General features: G+C 63.4%; 21 protein-coding genes and 1 riboswitch. Of the genes, 12 read left to right on the forward strand and 9 right to left on the reverse strand.

Translation table 11 applies throughout. From position 1 onward, the window contains the following. Positions 1–60 precede the first annotated feature (60 nt). From ASF66_RS02985 to ASF66_RS03000, 4 genes are all read right to left on the reverse strand, one after another. The gene (locus ASF66_RS02985) at positions 61–1,248 is read right to left on the reverse strand and encodes an acetyl-CoA C-acyltransferase (RefSeq protein WP_056842663.1); all 1,188 of its coding nucleotides are present in this window, start codon (positions 1,246–1,248) and stop codon (positions 61–63) included. 15 nt (positions 1,249–1,263) lie between these two features. Further along, positions 1,264–2,025 (reverse strand): SDR family NAD(P)-dependent oxidoreductase, encoded by a 762-nt coding sequence (locus tag ASF66_RS02990; protein WP_056842664.1) that lies wholly within the window; start codon positions 2,023–2,025, stop codon positions 1,264–1,266. Positions 2,026–2,040: 15 nt separating this feature from the next. Then, positions 2,041–3,681: an AMP-binding protein gene (locus tag ASF66_RS02995; RefSeq protein WP_056842665.1), complete on the reverse strand. Its 1,641-nt coding sequence runs from the start codon at positions 3,679–3,681 to the stop codon at positions 2,041–2,043. 203 nt (positions 3,682–3,884) lie between these two features. Further along, a complete protein-coding gene (locus ASF66_RS03000; protein WP_056842666.1) occupies positions 3,885–4,847 on the reverse strand; it encodes a DNA-binding protein in 963 nt (320 codons plus the stop codon). 78 nt (positions 4,848–4,925) lie between these two features. Here ASF66_RS03000 and ASF66_RS03005 point away from each other — a divergent pair, with 78 nt between their 5' ends. Next, positions 4,926–6,020: a site-specific integrase gene (locus ASF66_RS03005; RefSeq protein ID WP_177331282.1), complete on the forward strand. Its 1,095-nt coding sequence runs from the start codon at positions 4,926–4,928 to the stop codon at positions 6,018–6,020. A gap of 120 nt (positions 6,021–6,140) precedes the next feature. Continuing rightward, entirely contained in the window at positions 6,141–6,464 is a 324-nt protein-coding gene (locus ASF66_RS03010) for an RcnB family protein (protein ID WP_056842668.1), read from the forward strand. A gap of 76 nt (positions 6,465–6,540) precedes the next feature. On the opposite strand, the gene ASF66_RS03015 is transcribed toward ASF66_RS03010, so the two are convergent. Further along, the gene (locus ASF66_RS03015) at positions 6,541–7,008 is read right to left on the reverse strand and encodes an Lrp/AsnC family transcriptional regulator (RefSeq protein WP_056842669.1); all 468 of its coding nucleotides are present in this window, start codon (positions 7,006–7,008) and stop codon (positions 6,541–6,543) included. A gap of 184 nt (positions 7,009–7,192) precedes the next feature. On the opposite strand from ASF66_RS03015, the gene ASF66_RS03020 reads away from it, so the two are divergent. From ASF66_RS03020 to aroQ, 3 genes are all read left to right on the forward strand, one after another. Continuing rightward, complete coding sequence (locus tag ASF66_RS03020) at positions 7,193–8,335, forward strand: cysteine desulfurase family protein (RefSeq protein WP_056842670.1); 1,143 nt, start codon at positions 7,193–7,195, stop codon at positions 8,333–8,335. A gap of 287 nt (positions 8,336–8,622) precedes the next feature. Continuing rightward, on the forward strand, positions 8,623–8,964 hold the full coding sequence (locus ASF66_RS03025) for a hypothetical protein (RefSeq protein WP_049859635.1): 342 nt from the start codon (positions 8,623–8,625) through the stop codon (positions 8,962–8,964). Positions 8,965–9,177: 213 nt separating this feature from the next. After that, a complete protein-coding gene (gene aroQ, locus ASF66_RS03030; RefSeq protein ID WP_056842671.1) occupies positions 9,178–9,630 on the forward strand; it encodes a type II 3-dehydroquinate dehydratase in 453 nt (150 codons plus the stop codon). A gap of 254 nt (positions 9,631–9,884) precedes the next feature. Here aroQ and ASF66_RS03035 read toward each other — a convergent pair whose 3' ends face one another. Beyond that, entirely contained in the window at positions 9,885–11,603 is a 1,719-nt protein-coding gene (locus ASF66_RS03035; protein WP_056842672.1) for a thiamine pyrophosphate-dependent enzyme, read from the reverse strand. A gap of 166 nt (positions 11,604–11,769) precedes the next feature. Here ASF66_RS03035 and copC point away from each other — a divergent pair, with 166 nt between their 5' ends. Both copC and copD read left to right on the forward strand, forming a co-directional pair. Further along, a complete protein-coding gene (gene copC / locus ASF66_RS03040) occupies positions 11,770–12,129 on the forward strand; it encodes a copper homeostasis periplasmic binding protein CopC (protein WP_056843409.1) in 360 nt (119 codons plus the stop codon). 2 nt (positions 12,130–12,131) lie between these two features. After that, positions 12,132–12,983: a copper homeostasis membrane protein CopD gene (copD, locus tag ASF66_RS03045; RefSeq protein WP_056842673.1), complete on the forward strand. Its 852-nt coding sequence runs from the start codon at positions 12,132–12,134 to the stop codon at positions 12,981–12,983. A gap of 150 nt (positions 12,984–13,133) precedes the next feature. Here copD and ASF66_RS03050 read toward each other — a convergent pair whose 3' ends face one another. Beyond that, positions 13,134–13,349: a TOBE domain-containing protein gene (locus ASF66_RS03050; protein ID WP_043189662.1), complete on the reverse strand. Its 216-nt coding sequence runs from the start codon at positions 13,347–13,349 to the stop codon at positions 13,134–13,136. A gap of 159 nt (positions 13,350–13,508) precedes the next feature. Continuing rightward, the gene (locus ASF66_RS03055) at positions 13,509–14,051 is read right to left on the reverse strand and encodes a DUF4946 domain-containing protein (protein WP_049859631.1); all 543 of its coding nucleotides are present in this window, start codon (positions 14,049–14,051) and stop codon (positions 13,509–13,511) included. A gap of 105 nt (positions 14,052–14,156) precedes the next feature. On the opposite strand from ASF66_RS03055, the gene ASF66_RS03060 reads away from it, so the two are divergent. Together ASF66_RS03060 and ASF66_RS03065 are read left to right on the forward strand one after the other, a co-directional pair. Continuing rightward, complete coding sequence (locus tag ASF66_RS03060) at positions 14,157–15,179, forward strand: GlxA family transcriptional regulator (RefSeq protein WP_056842674.1); 1,023 nt, start codon at positions 14,157–14,159, stop codon at positions 15,177–15,179. Positions 15,180–15,256: 77 nt separating this feature from the next. After that, positions 15,257–16,381: a mechanosensitive ion channel family protein gene (locus ASF66_RS03065; RefSeq protein WP_056842675.1), complete on the forward strand. Its 1,125-nt coding sequence runs from the start codon at positions 15,257–15,259 to the stop codon at positions 16,379–16,381. A gap of 30 nt (positions 16,382–16,411) precedes the next feature. On the opposite strand, the gene ASF66_RS03070 is transcribed toward ASF66_RS03065, so the two are convergent. Continuing rightward, positions 16,412–18,235: a monovalent cation:proton antiporter-2 (CPA2) family protein gene (locus tag ASF66_RS03070; protein ID WP_056842676.1), complete on the reverse strand. Its 1,824-nt coding sequence runs from the start codon at positions 18,233–18,235 to the stop codon at positions 16,412–16,414. 89 nt (positions 18,236–18,324) lie between these two features. Beyond that, positions 18,325–18,546, forward strand: a riboswitch (cobalamin riboswitch). A 129-nt stretch (positions 18,547–18,675) separates the two neighbouring features. On the opposite strand from ASF66_RS03070, the gene ASF66_RS03075 reads away from it, so the two are divergent. Genes ASF66_RS03075 through ASF66_RS03085 form a run of 3 tightly spaced genes read left to right on the forward strand, consistent with a single transcriptional unit; the run spans position 18,676 to position 19,987 of the window. After that, positions 18,676–18,867 carry a CbtB domain-containing protein gene (locus ASF66_RS03075; RefSeq protein WP_056842677.1) on the forward strand — a complete coding sequence of 64 codons (192 nt, stop codon included), beginning with the start codon at positions 18,676–18,678 and terminating at the stop codon, positions 18,865–18,867. 11 nt (positions 18,868–18,878) lie between these two features. After that, complete coding sequence (locus ASF66_RS03080; RefSeq protein ID WP_056842678.1) at positions 18,879–19,556, forward strand: CbtA family protein; 678 nt, start codon at positions 18,879–18,881, stop codon at positions 19,554–19,556. Between the two features lie 5 nt (positions 19,557–19,561). After that, positions 19,562–19,987, forward strand: a complete 426-nt coding sequence (locus ASF66_RS03085; RefSeq protein ID WP_056842679.1) for a cobalamin biosynthesis protein — start codon at positions 19,562–19,564, stop codon at positions 19,985–19,987. Positions 19,988–20,016 lie beyond the last annotated feature (29 nt).

Here is a 20,016-nt window from a genome sequence, read left to right on the forward strand (position 1 = left end):
GCGGTCGTCATTTCTAATCCATCCGTTGGCGCCGAGCAAGCACCCTGACCACCGGCCTCCTCAATAGAGGCATTCGACCGCGATGGCGGTGGCTTCGCCGCCGCCGATACAGATGGCGGCGATGCCGCGGCGCAGGTTGCGTTGCCGCAATGCCGCCAGCAACGTCACCACGATGCGCGCCCCGGACGCGCCGATGGGGTGACCCAGTGCGCAGGCTCCGCCATTGACGTTGACCTTGCTTGCCGGCAGGTCGAGGGCCTGCATGGCGGCCAGGGTGACCACGGCGAAGGCCTCATTGATCTCGAACAGGTCGATGTCTTCCAGCGCCCAGCCGGTGTTTTCCGCCAGCTTGCGAATGGCACCAATGGGCGCCACGGGGAAAAGGTGCGGTGCATCGGCGAAGGCGGCATGCCCGTGAATGACCGCCAGCGGCGCAAGTCCGCGAGCCTGGGCTTCACTGTGGCGCATCAGCAGCAAGGCCGCGGCGCCATCAGAAATCGAGCTTGAATTCGCCGCTGTCACGCTGCCGCCCTCACGAAAGGCCGGTTTCAGTGTGGGGATCTTGTCCGGGTTGGCCTTGGGCGGCTGCTCGTCATCGCTGATCATCTGGGGCTGCTTGTTGCGGATGACCTGCACCGGCACGATCTGCGAGGTGAAACTGCCGTCGCTGATGGCCTGGCGTGCGCGGGTCAGCGAGGCCAGGGCGAATTCATCCTGTGCCTGACGGCTGAAACCGTGCGCCTGGGCGCAGTCCTCGGCAAAGGTGCCCATCAGGCGACCGGGTTCGTAGGCGTCTTCCAGGCCATCGAGGAACATGTGATCGAGTACCCGGCCGTGGCCCATGCGATAACCATCGCGGGCGCGATCCAACAGGTAGGGCGCGTTGGACATGCTCTCCATGCCCCCGGCCACCACCACCCGAGCGCTGCCTGCGAGCAAGGCGTCGTGGCCCAAAAGCATGGCTTGCATGCCCGACCCGCACATCTTGTTCAGGGTGGTGCAAGTCGTGGCATGGGACAGCCCGGCGCCCAGTGCCGCCTGGCGCGCCGGTGCCTGGCCCAGCCCGGCCGGCAGCACGCAGCCGAACAGGACCTGGTCGACGCTGCCGGCATCGATACCGGCGCGCTCGACGGCGGCCGCAATGGCCGCAGCGCCCAGCTGAGGCGCGGTCAGGCTGCGCAGGTCGCCTTGAAAGCCACCCATGGGTGTGCGCACGGCGCTGACGATAACGATCGGATCTTCATTCATCTGTAGTTTCCCTTATTACCTGGCCGCCATGCGCAGGGCGCCGTCGAGACGGATCACTTCGCCATTGAGCATGCTGTTTTCGATGATATGGCGCACCAGAGCGGCATATTCCTCCGGCTTGCCCAGGCGCGGCGGAAAGGGCACGTCGGCGCTCAGCGCAGTGCGCACCTCATCGCTCATCCCGGCCATCATCGGGGTTTCGAAGATGCCCGGCGCAATGGTCATCACCCGAATGCCGTAGCGCGCCAGTTCCCTTGCTGCCGGCAAGGTCAAGCTCGCCACCGCGCCCTTGGATGCGGCATAAGCGGCCTGGCCGACCTGACCGTCGAAGGCGGCCACCGAGGCGGTGTTGATGATCACGCCGCGTTCGCCTTCGGCGTTCGCGGTGCTCTTGGCAATGGCCTCGGCGGCCAGGCGCAGCAGGTTGAAAGTGCCAATCAGATTGATATTGATGATGCGGCTGAAACTGTCCAGCCCGTGGGCGCCCTGCTTGCCGAGGATCTTCTCGCCGGCCACCACGCCGGCGCAATTCACCAGCCCGTGCAGTTCGCCAAAGCTGCTCATGGCCATGTCTACGGCGGCCTGGGCGGCATCGGCCTGAGTGATGTCGGCTACTGCGTAGCCGGCTTCCAGTTCACTGGCCTGCGCCTTGAGCGCCTCGGCGTTGAGGTCCACCAACATCAGGCGTGCGCCTGCACGGGCCAGCATCCGCGCGGTAGCGGCTCCGAGCCCGGACGCAGCGCCACTGACCATGAAAACCTTGTCTTGGATGTGCATGAAACGGTCTCCTCGTCAGGCGCTGGACGCCTGCTGCTTGGCAATTTCCTGATTGCGCAGGATGAAGCGCTGCAATTTTCCGCTGGGGGTTTTGGGTAGCTGTTCGACGAATTCGATCTCGCGCGGGTAGGCATGGGCGGCGAGCCGCTGACGCACGTGCAGGCGAAGGGTTTCGGCCAGCTCGGGGCCGGCCTGAAAACCCGCCTGCAGCACCACGAAGGCCTTGATGACTTCGGTGCGTTCCGGGTCGGGCTTGCCCACCACGGCGGCCTCGACCACCGCCGGATGCTCGATCAAGGCGCTTTCCACATCGAAGGGTCCAACCCGGTAGCCTGAGGTGGTGATGACATCGTCGTTGCGCCCCACGAAACTGATGCTGCCGTCGGCATTAAGCTCGACGGTGTCGCCGCTCAGGTAATACTGGCCTTTGAACGCCTTGGTCGGCATCCCCAGGTAGCCGCCGAACCAGCACAACGGCGACCGCTCGCGGTCTACCGCCAGCACCCCGGGTTGACCGGCCTCCAGTTCATGCAGGTCGGCGTCGAGCACCACGATGCGATGGCCAGGCACGGCAAAACCGGCCGAGCCTTCGTGCACGGGATGATCGAGGCCGTGGTGGTTGCACAGCACCATGCCCAACTCGGTCTGGCCATAGTGATCGTGGACCACGACGCCCAGCTGTTCGGCGAACCAGCGGATCACCTGCGGATTGAGAGGCTCCCCGGCGCTGCTGGCAATGCGGAGTCGCCCGCGCACCCCGGCCGCGAAGCGATCACCAGCAGCGATCAGCATGCGATAGGCCGTTGGCGATCCGGCGAGGTTGGTGACCGCGTACTTGTCGATCACTCGGCAGGTGCTGTCGACCGTAAAGCCGCCGTCGTAGAACAAGGTGGCATGACCCAGGGCCAGCGGGCCGGCCACGGCATAGTAGAGCCCATAGGCCCAACCCGGATCGGCCAGGTTCCAGAACCGATCGTCGCGGCGCAGTTGGACGGCATCGCGCAGATAGCCTTTGAACGCCAGCAATGCGCGCAGCGGCACTTCCAGCGGTTTTGCCGGCCCGGTGGTGCCGGACGTGCACATCAGCATGAAAGGCGCATTGCCATCGAGCATCACGGGCTCGCATTCGCGGCTCTGCCCTTGCAGTGCCGTCCAGAAGTCGTGTTCGCCGGTGCCCGCAATGGTGCAGCCCACGGTCATCACGTGGGGACGGTGATCGAGTTCGTCGAGCTTGGGGCGGTTGTGCTGATCGGTCACCACCCAATTGGCCCCCGAACAATGCAGACGTTGCTCGATGGCCTTGGGACCGAACGCGGTGAACAGCGGCTGATAGACCGCGCCGATGCGCCAGGTACCCAGTATCGCGATCAGCAGTTCGACCGTGCGTGGCATCAGCCCGGCGACGCGATCGCCCGGTTTGACGCCCTGACTGCGCAGGAAATTGCCGAACTGCGATGCATGGACCTGCAGCTGCTCGAAGGTGTACTGCGTGGCAACGCCTTGCTGCGACTCGCAATACAGGGCCACGGCCTGTTCGCCGAGGTGGCGGTCGCAGCATTCGACACAGGCATTGAGCTGATCGAGTGTGCCGTGCAGATCCTGCGCGGCAGTTTGCGGGTAATCGAACCCCTGAGCGGTAGTGAAATAATCGCGCATCACATGACCCTGCTTGTTGTTATGGGATCTGGGTGTTGTGAGATCGTTGTGACCTTGAAGGCACTGGCCGATAGTGATCCGCCTGTGCTTTCGCGACAATGTTTTCAGCGCTCAGGTCATTTGAGCGGTTTAGCCAGTGCGAGCGTTTTCGATCTCGCATTCTCTGAGCACCGTGGCCGTTACGCGCTTGCTGGAAGCCCCCCTCATTCCGTCTTCCGACTCCGCGTCTTGCGCGGCGGCAGGCGCACCAGGGCCAACTGGGCGTCCAGAGTCTCGGCGCGTGCCTGCTGGGCGGCGGCGGTTTGCAATGCTGACGCTTGCGCCGCCTGCGCGGCCTGAAGCTGGGCTTCGAGCTGCTGTCGCGCGTGCTCCCCCTGCTCCACCGCCAATGCCGAGCGTGCTTCACGGGCCGCCGCCTGTAACTGCGCTTCGCCAAGCGCGATTTGCGCGTGCTCCAGACGCTTCTGCAACGCTTCGAGTTGCTTGTGTTGCTCACGGGCCTCGACGCTGCGTGCCCTGAGGTCTTCGCGGGCGCGATCGACCTCTCGGTGCGAGCGCTCTTCGACGCTCCGCACGTAGGCCTCCTGAGCCAGGCGATTGTGCTCGGCTTGCTGCTGTTGCTCACGTAGCGCTTGTTGAAGGGCCGCCAGATCGGCCTGCAACTCGTTGCGCGCCCCCTGTAGCTCGACGCGCTGCTGCTGCAAGTCATCGATCTGTTCCTGACGCTGGGCCAGGAGTTTTTCCAGATCGGCCAAGCGGGTCTCGGCGTTGCCGCGGGCCGTTTCCGCCTCGGCCACCTGGCGGCGAGCCTGGGCAGCGTCGCGGCGGGCTTGTTCCTCGACCTCCGCGACCCGCTCGTACTCGGCAGTCAGCTGCTCACGCTGGGCCGCCAACGAATGTTCGACCACGCCTTGGGCCAACGTGGTTGCCTGCTGCCAGATCGCCACGAACGCCTGGGCCACTTCAGCCGGCAACTCCGGCAACCTGGTTTCCCCGCGCAGCCGCTCGGCCAAGCGCTCCCACCACTGATCCAGCAAGGCGCCGACCCTGGCCGGGCTGCCGCGCCCCAGCTCCAGGCGCACGCGTTCGACGGTTGGCCGCTCCCCTCGGGCCAGCACGGCATCTGCCGCGGCAAATACGTCATTTTCCGGTACGCCTACTGCCATGGCCTGCTCTCCGTTGGATTAGATATGATAATAAAAGATTATCCGACCTTAGAAATTCTAAACTAATAATATAATACGTTGAACGTAATGAATAATACATATGACATTTTAGTAATCGATGCAAAGCCTCTGGACCTGTATTCACTGGCGGAAAGCACCGCTCGTGCGGCCCAGGCTTTTGTTGCTGCGGGCACCGCCGCGAATACGGTACGCAGCTATCGCAGTGCCCTGGCGTACTGGTCCGCGTGGCTGAAGCTGCGTTACGACCAGGTGCTTGGGGATGCTGCAATGCCCGCGGCGGTGGCGGTTCAATTCGTCCTGGACCATCTGGCCCGGCCGCTGGAGGACGGCACGTGGAATTACCTGCTGCCCGAAGCCATCGACACCGCTCTGGTCGAGGCCGGTGCCAAGTCACGGCTGGGTGCCTTGGCCTACAGCACCGTGCAGCATCGTCTGGCGGTGCTGGGCAAGTGGCATCGGGTGAAGGGCTGGGACAGTCCGACCGAGTCGCCAGCGCTCAAGACCCTGTTGCGCAACGCGCAGAAAGCCCAAGCACGCCAAGGCGTAACCGTGCGCAAAAAAACGGCCATGGCCTTGGAGCCGCTGCAGGCCATGCTGGCAATCTGCACCGACGGCCTGCGCGGCACCCGCGATCGCGCCCTGCTGCTGTTGGCCTGGAGTGGCGGTGGTCGGCGCCGTTCCGAAGTGATCGGCCTACAGGTGGGTGATGTGCGGCGTCTGGATGCCGACACTTGGGTCTACAGCCTCGGCGCCACCAAGACCGACACCGGCGGCATGCGACGAGAGAAGCCCCTGCGTGGGCCAGCGGCTCATGCGTTGGCGGAGTGGCTGGCTGCCGCGCCGGCGACCACGGGCCCGCTATTTCGTCGTCTGTACCGCGGCGATAAGGTGGCGAGCCAAGGCCTGGGCGGCGACCAAGTGGCGCGTATCGTCAAGCGTCGGGCTCAGCTTGCAGGTCTGGAGGGGGACTGGGCTGCCCACAGCCTGCGCTCGGGTTTCGTGACCGAAGCGGGCCGGCAGGGTGTGCCGCTGGGTGAGGTGATGGCGATGACCGAGCACCGCAGCGTGGCGACGGTCATGGGTTACTTCCAGGCCGGATCGTTGCTCAACAGCACCGCCACGCAACTGTTGAACAGCAAGGATGAGGAATGAATTCTTGGCAGGTTGTTGAAAGATGGACGGAAACAAAGTCATCAGCGCCGGTCAATAGTCTGTCGCCGCTGACGCTTGCGCGTACCGCGTCGCCCTATTCGAACATCCAGGATAATCATTATGACCACTTCCAAGCTGCTGCCTCGCCTCGCCCTCGCTGCCCTTTGCGCCTTGAGCGTACCTGCCTTCGCAGCCGAAACCGGCGCCAAGGAAGAAAGCGTCACCTTGGACCGTCCAGGCAACGGTGATCATGAAATCAAAGAGGGCGACAAAGTGCCCGACTCCTACAAGCGCAAGGAACTGGCGATCGATCCCGCCAAGCATGGCTTGAAGCAGCCCGACGAGAACGAGCAGTGGGTCGAGATCAAGGACAAGTACGTGCGCGTGAACATTCCCAACGGCACCATCGTCGAAATGATCGACAAGTCTTCGGTCAAGAAGTGAGTTTTTGGCCCCGGCTTGGGTAACTCCAGGCTGGGGCCGTTTGCTTGGGTACGTGGTTCGCGGCAGATGACCGCACCTACGGGCGCTTGGCGTATTGCAGCGGCAAGACCGTGGTCGACTTGATGCGCTCCATCGCGAAGGTCGAGCTGATGTCGGAAATGCCCTCCACCTGAATCAACCGTTTGTACACCGCGTCATAGCCGGCGATGTCCGGTACCACAATACGCAGCATGTAGTCCGTATCCCCCGCCATTCGATAGCACTCCACCACTTCGGGCAGTGCCTCGATGACCCTGTGAAAATCCTCCAGCCATTGCGCGTTGTGCCGTTGCGTACGTAGCTCGGCAAATACCGTTACGGCAACATTCAACTCGCGTGGATCGAGCAGCGCAACCCGCTGGGTGATGACCCCCTGCTGTTCGAGCTTCTGGATGCGACGCCAGCAGGCGGTGGCGCCCAGGCCGATCTGCTCGGCGATGTCAGCCAGCGGACGGGTGCAGTCTGCTTGCAGGATATCGAGGATGGCCATGTCGAACTTGTCCATGAAAATGCGAGCCTGAGTGGGTCTTTATGGGTGACGATCAGTATGCCGGAAAGTATTTCTTCTAAGCCGTCAATCTGGGCAATTATTTTGCGTATATGGCCGGGTGATCCGTACAGATATCAAATTTTTTCACCGCATCCATCGCTAGCATAAGCCGTACGAAATCAGCACTGGTCGAGACGCTATGCCTACCCTCCCCGTATACCTGGATTACGCCGCCACCACGCCCATCGACGATCATGTCATCAGCGCCATGCTGGCCTGTATGGGGCGCGATGCCGTCTATGGCAACCCCGCCTCCAGCGCCCACGCCTACGGCCAACAAGCGCGCCAGGCGGTTGAACTGGCGCGGCGGCAAGTGGGCGAACTGATCAATGCTCCGGGCGAGGACATCGTCTGGACTTCGGGCGCTACCGAGTCCAACAACCTGGCGATCAAGGGCTGTACCCGTGCGGGCGATCACATTGTCACCAGCGTGCTGGAACACAAGGCGGTCATCGACACCGTGCGCGAGCAACAGGCGGCCGGCTGCGAGGTCACCTGGCTCAGCCCCGACGAACGCGGGCTGATTCAACCACAGGCCGTGGCATCGGCACTGCGACCCAATACGCGTCTGGTGTCGCTGATGTGGGTCAATAACGAGCTGGGCACACTGACCGACGTTGTCGAGATCGCACGAATGGTACAGGCGCACGGCGCGCTGCTGCATGTGGATGCCGCCCAGGCGGCTGGCAAGGTCGAGATCGACCTCGCTCAGGCAGGCATAGATCTGTTGTCCTTGTCTGCACACAAACTTTATGGACCCAAAGGGATCGGCGCCCTCTATGTCGGGCCACGAGCTCGACCGGTACTGCGCGCGCAAATGCATGGGGGTGGCCATGAACAGGGCCTGCGTTCAGGCACGCTGCCGACGCATCAGATCGTCGGCATGGGCGCAGCATTTGCCCAGGCCAGCGCGCAGATGCAGAGCGATAACCGGCAGATCCAGGCACTGTCCCAGCGATTGCGCGAAGGATTGCTGGCGCTGCCAGGCGTATCGCTCAACGGCTGCGCCGAGCATCGGATTCCCCACACGCTCAACGTCTGCATCGACAGCCCGGTCTTTTCCATGCAGGCGGTGGCCGGACGTATCGCGGTGTCTTCGACCTCGGCCTGTAATTCGGCAAGTGCCGCCGCGTCGCACGTGTTGTTGGCACTGGGTTTGAGCCAGGCTCAGGCGCTGAGCAGCTTGCGGGTGAGTCTGGGTCGCTACAGCACGCAGGAAGATGTCGACCGAGCCATCACCGTCATCAACGACGCCCTCCAAGCCCCCGCGCCATTCTGGTGATCCCCGGATCGCATGCATTCATTACGGCCCCGCAATCCCTGTAGCAGCGGCGCAAGCCGCGTCCGGCCTCACCGCGTTCATTCAGGCACACCGCACACACCGCCGACGCGGCTCGCGCCGCTGCTACAGCGGCCGCGTGCGCCTGTAGCAGCGGCGCGAGCCGCGCCAGGCCGCACCGGGTGTAAGCAGGGGGGATCTTGGGTGCTACCGTTCGTCGGAATTGCGGCACCGATCATGGCCATTCGCTGCCCAAATCTGCGTACCGATTCCTATAACGGAGAAATACCATGGTCACTCGCACGATTACTCGTTTTGCCCTCGTCGGCCTGCTGTCTGCCACCAGTATGTATGCGTTGGCCGGTTCGGTGCCTCCAGGCAAGGAAATCAGCCCTTCGTCGCCAACCACCAGCACTGACACCCGCACGGGCAACCAGATGGGCAGTGGTCGTACCAACGACGCCAACAGCAGCAGCGGCACCACCACCTCCGGCACCCCGAATGGCTCGGGCACCTTCAGCAATGGCACCGGCAACAGCAGCGGTAGCGGTGCTGTAGGCAGTGGCACTGGCAACGGCGCCAGCTCCGGCAAGGGCGCAGGCAGCGGCGCGGGTGGCAGCAGCGGTAACTGATTCTACGGCGGCTCGAGCGCATCGTGTTCGAGCCTTCTGCGTTGCCGTGATCGAAGCGGGTGGCTGGGCCAAGATGCGTATCACCGCATCCGCTCAGGCCACCCGTTTTCACATCCATCCCTTTTATCGTTTTTTTGGGTATTCTTCCGGTCTCGATGCCACGGTGCACCCGCCCTGCCCCATGGCCCCATTTACATCCGACCAGGAAGCCCCATGTCCCAGATCATCCTCGTACTTAATGGCCCCAACCTGAACATGCTGGGCTTGCGTGAGCCTGCCGTGTACGGCCACGAAACCCTGGCCGATGTAGAAGCCATGGCGGTGCAGAGCGGCCAGGAATTGGGTCTGAGCATCGAATGTCGACAGACCAACCATGAAGGGCAAATGATCGACTGGATCCATCAGGCCCGCCAGCGCGTGGCCGGCATCGTCATCAACCCAGGTGCGTGGACCCACACCTCGATCGCCATTCACGATGCGTTGATCGCTTGCGAAGTACCGGTGCTGGAAGTGCATATCTCCAACGTCCACCGCCGTGAAGAGTTCCGTCACCACTCCTTCGTCTCGAAAGTGGCGGTCGGCGTCATTGCCGGTTTCGGCACCCACGGCTACAAACTGGCGATCAGTCACTTCGCCAAATTGCTGAACGCCAAGCCCGCCATCTGATCCGGTTTTTTCAGCGCCTTCTGGATCTGTTTTACCTTGCTCGGAACGTCCATAGTCACCTGAACGAAATTTCATGTTCTGGAGGTGTGTTATGGACGGTGTGATCATGTTGACCATCATCACCGCTACGCTCGGCTCGTTCGGCTACGTGATGTACCTGATCCATAAGGAGAGCAAGGAAAACAAATAGCCTGAGAACAAAAAGGCCGCTGCGTTCCCCGCAACGGCCTGGTCTGTACTGCTTGCCACCGCGCTTACTTGATGAAGTTGTCCACCAGCATGTGCGCCACGTCATCGGCGCGCCCGCTGAGCATGGCCTTGGCTGAATACAGGGCCATGTTCGAGACTTGCGAAAGCTCGATCTTGGGCGGCATCACCAGTTCTTCCGGGTTGACCTTGACGTCCAGCAGCGCCGGGCCGGGGTGGCTCAGGAATCGCTGCACGGCCTGCTCCAGGCTCGCCCCGTCCGACACTTGTTCGCCGTAGAAGCCCATCACCTCGGCCAACTTGGCGAAATCGGGGTTGTGCAGGTCGGTGAAGTTGTCCAGCAAGCCTTCGACCTTTTGCTCGATCTGCACGAAGTTCAGTGAACTGTTGTTGAACACCACGACCTTGATCGGCAACTTCTCCTGCACTGCCGTGAGCAGGTCGCCCAGCAGCATGGCCAGGCCTCCGTCGCCAGACAATGATACGACCTGGCGCTGCGGGTAGGCCTTCTGCAGGCCCAACGCCTGTGGCATGGCATTGGCCATGGTGCCGTGCCGCAGGCTGGTGAGCGTGCGACGCTGGCCATTGGTGTTGATATGGCGCAGCACCCAGACCATGGGCGAACCGCCGTCGGCGGTGAACAGCGCATCTTCGCTGGCATGCTTGTCCAGCAGGTGGGTCAGGTACTGCGGATGGATCAGATGCCCGTCGGTATGACGCTGATCGTGGGCCAGGGTCTTGAGGGTCTTCTGACGCACCTTGAGGCAGTCTTCCAGAAAGCTGTGCTCGGTGCGTTCGGCCAGCAAGGGCAGCAGCGCCTTCAGGGTGGGCAAGACATCACCCACCACGCCCAGATCGATGGGATGACGACGCCCCAGGTGGGCGCCCTTGCGATCCACCTGAATGATCTTGGCATTCTGCGGATAGAACTGGCCCCAGGCGAAGTCGGCACCCAGCAACAGCAAGGTGTCGCACTCCATCATGGCGTGGTAGCCGGACTCGACCCCGAACACACCCGTCATGCCCATGTTGTAGGGATTGTCGTACTCGACGAAGTCCTTGGCACGCGAGGTATGCGCGATGGGCGCTTTCAAGCGCTGGGCCAGTTCGATCAATTCGTCGTGGGCGCCTTCGCAGCCAAAGCCGGCATAGATAGCAATCTTCTTGCCCTTGCCCAGCATGTCGGCGATCTCGTTCAGCTCATCCAGACTGGGTTGCAGTACCGGACGCGGCTGATGGACGCTGAAAGGACGATCGTTCTTCACCTCCGCGGAGCTGATGTCCGACGGCAGGATGATCACCGCCACCCCACCTTCATTGAGCGCGGTCTGCGCAGCCAGCGTGGTCACCCGGCGTGCCTGCTCGGGGGTGTACACCTGCTCGCAGAACACCGTGCAACTGCCATAGATGGCCTTGAAGTCCACTTCCTGGGGAAAATCCATGCCCAGTTCGCTGGTCACGATCTGGCTGGCGATCAGCACCATGGGCGCATGGTTGCGCTGGGCTTCGAAGATGCCGTTGATGAAGTGCAAACCGCCTGGTCCGCACGATCCGGCGCAGGCCGTCAGGCGACCGCTGATGAACGACTCGGCGCCAGCGGCAAATGCGGCGGCTTCTTCATGGCGGACGTGCACCCATTCGATTTCGCTGCGCGAAATCGCATCGGTCACGTGATTCAGCGTGTCGCCGACGATGCCGTAGCAGTTGCGCACACCTGCTTCCTGCAAGGTCTGGATCACGATGTCGGCTACTTTCTTGCTGGCCATGAAGGCCTCCTGGTCAGTGAGTCATGCAGCTTAGGCTGGAGCCGGCCTGGGGAGTTCAGCCCGACTGGCGCCTCGCGATGCCTTAGCGCGTCGAAACCGGGCGGCGTTGCCCAACGGTGCGGATCATGCTTTATTGGCGGCCTTTTCATTGTTCAAGGCCCTCGCCATGTCTGCCCGCAAGTTGCTCAGCGCCGCCCTCCTCGTGCTTGTTTCCCCCCTGGCCATGGCCCATGCCCATCTGACCCATCCGGTGCCCGCCGCCGATGCTTCCGTCGCTGCGCCGGCGCAAGTGAGCCTGGGCTTTTCCGAAGCCATCGAAGTGGGCTTCAGCAAGGTCACGCTGACGGCCGCAGGCGGTGAACCGGTCGCCTTGCAACCCTTGGCCAGCGCCGTCGACGATCGCAAGACCCTGGTGGTCAAGCCTACCGCGCCATTGGCGGCCGGGCAGTACACGGTGCACTGGCAGGTGGTGTCGGTGGATACGCACAAAAGCGCCGGCGAGTACCGCTTCACCGTGAGTCCTTGAGCATGAGTGTGTTGATCGTTCTGCGCTTCCTGCATTTCACCAGCCTGATGCTGGTGTTCGGCGCCTGCATGTTCCGCCCGCTGCTGCTCGATCAGCCCGGCCAAAAAGGTCGGCTGCGCAACCTGATCGATCCCCTGGTGTGCCTGTTGGCAGCGCTCGCGCTGATCAGCGGTGTCGCCTGGCTGTTCGCCGTGGCCTTCGAGATGGGCGGTTCGCTGGACATGGCGCTAGTGCGCCGGGTCCTGGGTGAAACCTTTTTCGGCAAGGTCTGGACCCTGCACCTGTTCGCCTGTGTGGCGGTCCTGGTGTGCCTGCGAATCCCTCATCCAAAACTTCAGGTGGTGGCCCGCCCCCTGAGCGCGTTGGCCCTGGCCACGCTGGCACCGGTCGGTCATGCCGCGATGTTCGAAGGCTCGGCGGGCATCTGGCTGGTGATCAACCAGTTGATCCACCTGCTGTGTGTCGGCGCGTGGCTGGGCGGCCTGATGCTGTTGATGTTCGTACTGGCACGCCCCGGCGATCAGGATCTGCGCGTGGTGCTGGGTCGCTTCAGTGGCGTGGGGTGTGTGCTGGTGGCGGGGTTGCTGGTGACCGGGCTGATCAACACTCGGGCGTTGACCGGCTCCTTTCTGCCGGTGCCAAGTGCGTCCGGGTTCGCCACGGTCCTGGCGGTCAAGCTGGCGTTGGTGCTGGCCATGCTCGGCCTGGCTGTGTGGCACCGCCGGCAGTTGGCTCGTGGTCCGGTGGACGTGCAATCGTTCAAGCGCACGGTCACCCTTGAATGGGCCTGCGGACTGGGCGCGGTGGCGGCTGTCGCCCTGCTCGGCACTCTGGCGCCGACGCCGCTGGGGTGAGTCACCTGCGGCGCATACAACCTGCGGCGAATAAAAAAAAAGGGCCGTGCTCCCCTGCAAGAGCACGACCCTCAAGATGCTTTCGGCTTCAAACGTGACAAGACACCACGTGGTCAAACGTGGGGACCGGATCAGTATGCGGGTGAATTGTTACAGTTTGGCGATGGACACTTCGGTGGATTTCACGAAGGCGATGACTTCGCTGCCGATCTGCAATTCCAGCTCGTGCACCGAGCGGGTGGTGATGACCGACGTCACGATGCCGGCTGGCGTCTGCACGTCGATTTCCGAGACCACCGGGCCTTCGATGATTTCCTTCACGGTGCCTTTGAACTGGTTGCGTACGTTGATCGCTTTGATGGTCATGCAGTCATCCTCGTTAGACATTCGGTCGCACCGCAGTGCGTGAAGTAGAGATTGCACCTTCGGCCGAATATTTAAAAAGAATAAATAATGCTTTTTATATGTCTTTTGGAGATATGCCAGACATGGTGCCATGTGCGCGGCTGGCCCCAGCATGTTTGCTTACTCAGACTTGGCAAAGCGTAAACCCTGACGAATCCCCATCACTTCGGCTTCCAGCTGCGGATAACCCACTGCCGAGCCGGCATAGCTGAAGCCGTAGGCCATGCCGGGCTGCACCGCCGCAACCAGGGTCTGCGTGATGGCCAGGGTGCCGTTACGGGTGACCTTGCAGGTGGTCTGCGCTGCGGGCAGGTTGCCCAGCGTCGTCGATTTCACCTTGGTGCACACGCTCTGGTAGCCGGAGCGAGAAAAATTGATCTGGATCGCCTTGCGCATTTCCAGCAACACCGCTTCCAGGTTCACGGCATGGTCCTGGGCCAGGGCGCCACGGGTCATTTCCACAATCATCAGGGGGTCGCCATTGGCGTCGGTCTTGGTCGCGCGCTGGCGGCTGCCGCTGGGCTGGCCCTGGGCGTCGGACGCATCAGGCAGGATCTGCACGTCCCAATCGGCCGGCCAGACGATCACGCTGTCGTCGGCCCAGGCCGGTGCGCCGATCAGCCAGCACAGCAGCAGGCAGTGGGCGTGTCGCAGATAAGGCATTGCAGTTTCCTCCACGGCAAAAGGGCCATCAGTCTCGCAGACCCGCGGGCGCAGCACTACGGTAATATCCGCAGCGATCGATGGCCATTCAGGGAGCAGGTGTCAATGACCCAACGGATCTTCAGCGGCGCCGGGCAAAGCAAGAACCTGCTTTACCTGGCTTCGGCCAACGAGCGCCTGCGCGACGGCACCCAGGCCAGCCTGCGCGTGGGGTTCGTGTTGCTGGAGCATTTTTCCCTGGCAGCCTTCACTGCCAGCCTCGACACCCTGGTCACGGCCAACCTGATCAGCTCGGGCGCCTATGCCATTCGTTCCTACGGGCTGGCGCCCGGGCAGGTCATCAGTGACCTGGGTATCCTGCTGCAGCCGGATGCACCGTTGATGCCTGGCGTGCATGACGAGCTGGATATGCTGATCATCTGTGGGGGGTTTCGCACCCCGCTGCGCGCCTCCGTGTTGCTCAATCGCGTACTTGGCGACTGTGCTCGACGCGGCATCGCCCTGGGCGGTCTGTGGAACGGTGCCTGGTTCCTGGGTCAGGCGGGCCTGCTCGATGGCTATCGCTGCGCGGTGCACCCGGAGAACCGCGCCTCGCTGGCCGAACTCAGCCCGCAGATCACCGTCACTCCCGCCAGCCAGGTCATCGAACGTGACCGCTTCACCGCCGCCAGCCCCAATGGCGGCTTCAACATGATGATGGCGCTGATCCGTGCCCAGCGCGGCGACACGCTGGCCGACGGCGTCGAGCATATCCTTGCCTTCGAAGGGCTGCGCTTTCGCCGCAGCGGCGCGCAGGCTAATGGCAAGCTCAGCCAGCCGCTGCGCAACATCATCGACCTGATGGAGAGCAATCTGGAGGAACCGCTGTCGCTCGACCAACTGGCCGAGTTCGTCGGTCGCTCGCGGCGCCAGATTGACCGATTGTTTCAGGACCAGCTCGGCACTTCCCCCCATCGCTACTACATGGAACTGCGGGTCACCGAAGCACGGCGGCTGCTGCAGCATTCACAGCTGTCGATCATGGAGGTGGCGATCGCCTGCGGGTTCGTTTCCGTCAGCCATTTCAGCAAGTGCTACAGCGGCTATTTCGGCCACTCGCCATCGCGTGAAACCCGCTTGGCAGACTGATCGGCTGCGGGTGACGGGGAACCGTAGCGGCATCTGCCGGTCGACTTCAGTTCATGCCACACGCGAGCCTTCGACCCATGGAATACGCCCTTCCCGACTCCTTGCTCGCCCGCGTGCCGCTGCCCTGGCTGAGCACGCTGATTGCCGCGATCCTGGCGGTATGTGTCGTTCTGCTGATCCGCTGGGTCGGCCTGATCATCCTGCGCCGCGTATCGAAGTCATTCGTCTTGGCCCGGCAGCTCATCCTGCGGGCCGAGCAGCCGACATTGTGGCTGATGCCGCTGATGAGCTTGCAGGCGGTGTGGACCTCGGCGCCCGACGACCTGCTGATGATCAACACCGTGCGCCACCTCAACGGCATGCTGGTGACCGCCTGCCTGACCTGGCTGGGCCTGCGTTGCGTCAAGGCCGTAGCCACCACCATGACCATCAAGCATCCGCTGGACATCGAGGACAACCTGGCGGCGCGGCGGATCCAGACCCAGGTGCGGGTGCTGGTGCAGTGTCTGAACGTGCTGGTGCTGATCTTCGGCATTGCCTTGATCCTGATGACCTTCCCGGCCGTGCGGCAGATCGGCACCAGCCTCTTGGCGTCCGCTGGCCTCGCGGGACTGGCCGCCGGCTTTGCCGCCAAGCCGGTGCTGGGTAACCTGATCGCCGGCCTGCAGATCGCCATTTCCCAGCCGATTCGCATCGATGACGTGGTCATTGTCGAGGGCGAATGGGGGCGCATCGAGGAAATTACCGGCACCTATGTGGTGGTGAAAATCTGGGACGAACGGCGCATGGTGGTGCCGCTGCAATACTTCATCGAAAAGCCCTTCCAGAACTGGACTCGCAGCACGTCGAGCATCATAGGCTCGGTGTTTCTGTGGGTGGATTATTCGGTGCCGCTGGAAGCGCTGCGCGCCGAAACCCGGCGCCTGTGCGAAGAAATCCCGCACCTGTGGGACGGCCGCGTCGAGGTGTTGCAGGTCACCGACACCAGCGACAAGGCGATGCAGTTGCGCATTCTGTTGAGCTCGGTGGATTCGTCGCGCAACTGGGACGCGCGCTGCTATGTACGCGAGCGCTTGATCACCTTCGTCAACAACCGCTACCCCGAATGCCTGCCGCAGCTGCGTGCCGAGATGTCGACGCGCACCCTGCACCCGGCGAACGAGGAAGGCCCGAGCGACGTGGTTCGCCAGCCGCCGGTCTGAGGTTCACCGGCGGCTTTTCAACGCTCAGCGTCAGCGGCGTGGAACATCCTTCGCCGCCGCTTTTTCGTCCTGGCGATCGGACTCGAACAACCGCGCAAGCTCGGCGCGCGCTTCCTGGGCGGTCTGCATGACCTTGGCCTCATCGTCGTAGATCGCGTGCTGGGCCTGCAGCACCTGTTCATCGTGACGTTTGAAGCGGTTGATCCGCGCATCGGCCTGGGATTGGCTCAGACCCAGCCCCACCAACGTGCGCCGGGTTATCTCCAGGCTTGAGTAATAGGTTTCGCGAACCGCCTGCGCGCCGTGGTCGACCAGCCGGTGCACATGCTGGCGGTTACGCGCGCGGGCGATGATCTTCACGTGCGGGTACAGGCGGTGGACCAGTTCGGCGGTCTTGATGTTGATTTCCGGATCGTCGGTGGCGATGACGAAATACTCGGCCTGCTCCACCTTGGCCGCGCGCAGGATCTCGGGGCGCAGCGGGTCGCCGTAGAACACCGGCAGGTGGCCAAAGCTGCGCGAGAACTCGATGGATTCCACCGAGGTGTCCAGGGCCACGAAACTGATCTTCTGTGCACGCAGGATACGCGCCACGATCTGCCCCATCCGACCCATGCCGGCAATCACCACGCGGGGCGCGTCGCTGTCGATCTCGCGGTATTCCTCGGGTACTTCCACTGGCGGCGTCTTGGTCTGCAGCAGCCGTGCGCACAGCAGCAACAGCAAGGGCGTGAGCGCCATGGACAGGGTGATGGTCAGCAGCAGCGTGTCGTACAGGCGCGCATCGAACAGACCCTGCTCGCGGCCGATCTTGAACACCACGAAGGCGAATTCGCCACCGGCGGCCAACACGATGCCCAGGCGCACCGCGCTGAGCCGACCCAGACCACCGGCCAGACGCCCGATCAGCACCAGCAGCGGCAGCTTGATCCCGATCAGCAGGACTGTGAGGCCCAGCACCAGTGCCGGGCTTTCGAGCAGCAGCCCCAAATTGGCGCCCATGCCGACGCTGATGAAGAACAGGCCCAGCAGCAGCCCCTTGAAGGGCTCGATCTGCGATTCCAGTTCGTGCCGGTATTCCGAGTCGGCCAGCAGCAAGCCGGCGAGAAACGCTCCCAGGGCCATGGAAACACCGGCCAGCTCCATCAGCCAGGCGGTACCGATCACCACCAGCAAGGCCGTGGCGGTGGACACCTCCTGCAGACCGGTGCGGGCGACGATGCGAAACACCGGCCGCAACAGATAGCGTCCGCCGATCACCACCACGGCGATGCTGCCCAGTACCCGTAGGCTGTGATCCAGGGTACTGCCCTCGCCGGCATCGCCGCCTCCGCCGGCCAGCAATGGCACCATGGCGATCAGCGGGATCGCGGCAATGTCCTGGAACAGCAGAATGGCGAACGCCAGGCGGCCATGGGGGCTGTTCAGTTCCTTGCGTTCGGCCAGGCTCTGCAACCCGAACGCCGTGGATGACAGCGCCAGCCCCAGGCCCAGGACCACGGCGCTGTTCAACGGCTGCCCGAAGGCCAGCAATGCCACAGCGCCAATGACCACCGCGGTCAACAGCACCTGGGCCAGACCGACGCCGAACACCGCCTTGCGCATGACCCACAGGCGTTTGGGCGACAGCTCCAGGCCAATGATGAACAGCAACAGCACCACGCCGAGTTCGGAGATGTGGCTGACGCTTTGTGGATCGCCCACCCAGCCCAGCACCTGCGGGCCTATGACCACACCAGCGAACAGGTAGCCGAGCACCGCGCCCAGTTGCAGGCGCTTGGCCAGTGGCACGGCGATCACCGCAGCCAGCAGGAACACCACCGCAGCTTGTAGCATGTTGCCTTCTTCGGGCATGGGGAACTCCATTTCGTAGGGAGAAAGCGCGGACCGAGGGCGCATTCTACAGCGCGCGGCGCATTGACGATGCTGCGGCGACATGATTTGCTAGGCGCCATCGTTTGGGTGCCCTTCACAGGGTGAAACGGGAAACCGGTGCGTGCCAGCCTCCAGGAGGGATTGGCACAAGTCCGGTGCTGCCCCCGCAACGGTAAGCGAGAGAAGTGTCAGATCCACTGTGCCCACGGGTATGGGAAGGCGATGCTTTCAAGGTGGGCTTCATGCCGCCCCTCGCAAGCCCGGAGACCGGCCCAGACAATCGTTGATCGACAACCCTGCGGTGGGCGGGCGCTGTTGCGAGCATGGCGCGCCTGCGCCAGGCTTTCTTCGTGCGCGTGCCCGAGCGATGGTGCCACATACCGTGGACCACCGCCGCAGGCACCACATGAGGGAACGCCATGTCTACCACCGCCTTAACCCCCGAACACGCCCTGCCGTCCGCCGGCACCCTGGCGCAGCGCATCGCCTTGGCGGTCGGCACCTTCCTGCTGGGCTGCTGCCTGGTGGGCTTCGCCGGCTTCTCGCACATCGAAGCGGTGCACAACGCCGCTCACGATACTCGGCACAGCGCCGCCTTTCCGTGCCATTGAGGAGCGCCGAGATGATCAGGCACATCGCCCGTACCGCTGGTTTCAGCGGATTGTTGGCCGCCCTGCTGCTGACCTTGCTGCAGAGCCTGTGGGTCTCGCCGCTGATTCTCCAGGGCGAAACCTATGAAACCGCCGCGGCCCAGCACGAGCATGACGAGGTTTCCGCTGCCGGCCACGAACACGCCGAAGCCTGGGAGCCGGAAGACGGCTGGCAGCGCGTGCTGTCGACCGCCGGAGGCAATCTGGTGGTGGCCATGGGGTTCGCTCTGATGCTGGTGGCGTTGTATACGCTGCGCGCCCCTGGGCGCACTGCTCAGGGTCTGTTGTGGGGACTGGGCGGATTCGCCGTGTTCTGTCTGGCGCCGAACCTGGGGCTGCCGCCGGAGCTGCCCGGCACCCAGGCTGCGGACCTGGTGCTGCGCCAGACCTGGTGGATCGGTACCGCGGCCTCCACTGCGGCAGGTCTGGCATTGCTGGTGTTTGGCCGTGGCACGTTGCTCAAGGCCCTGGGACTGGCCATCGTGTTGGTACCGCACCTGATCGGCGCGCCCCAGCCCGAGCATCATTCGAGCCTGGCACCGCAGGCTCTGGAGCAGCAGTTCATCATCGCTTCGCTGGTGACCAACGCCGTGTTCTGGTTGGCCTTGGGGCTGATCAGCGCCTGGTTGTTCCGCCGAGCCGGTAGCTGAAGCCGATGAAAGCGCTGTGGGTCGGGTTCGGCTGTCGTGCGGGGTGCAGCGCGCAAGCGTTGCACGATCTGCTGGAGCAAACCCTGCTCGAACACGACCTGCCCTGGGCTGACGTGCGCGGCATCGCCAGCATTGATATGAAGGCGCACGAACCGGGGCTGGTGGCGCTGGCCGAACGGCTCGGCTTGCCGTTCGCGACCTATGGCGCCGAGACCCTGACGCCTTATCAAGATCGCCTCAGCCATCATTCCGCGCGCTCGTTCGCCGCCACCGGCTGCCTGGGCGTGGCGGAAAGTGCCGCGCTGGCCATGGCCGAGGATCGCACCCAGTGCGCCTCGATGTTGCGCGTCAGCCGACGGCATTCAGCGGTGGCAACCCTCGCCATCGCCTGCGCGGAACGTCACTGCGGCTGCACGCAGCGCCCAACTTGAATATCATTCACCCCTCCGCCCGTCAGGAA

Origin of the sequence: Pseudomonas sp. Leaf129, from assembly GCF_001423465.1 — a bacterium.
Lineage (GTDB): Bacteria > Pseudomonadota > Gammaproteobacteria > Pseudomonadales > Pseudomonadaceae > Aquipseudomonas > Aquipseudomonas coleopterorum.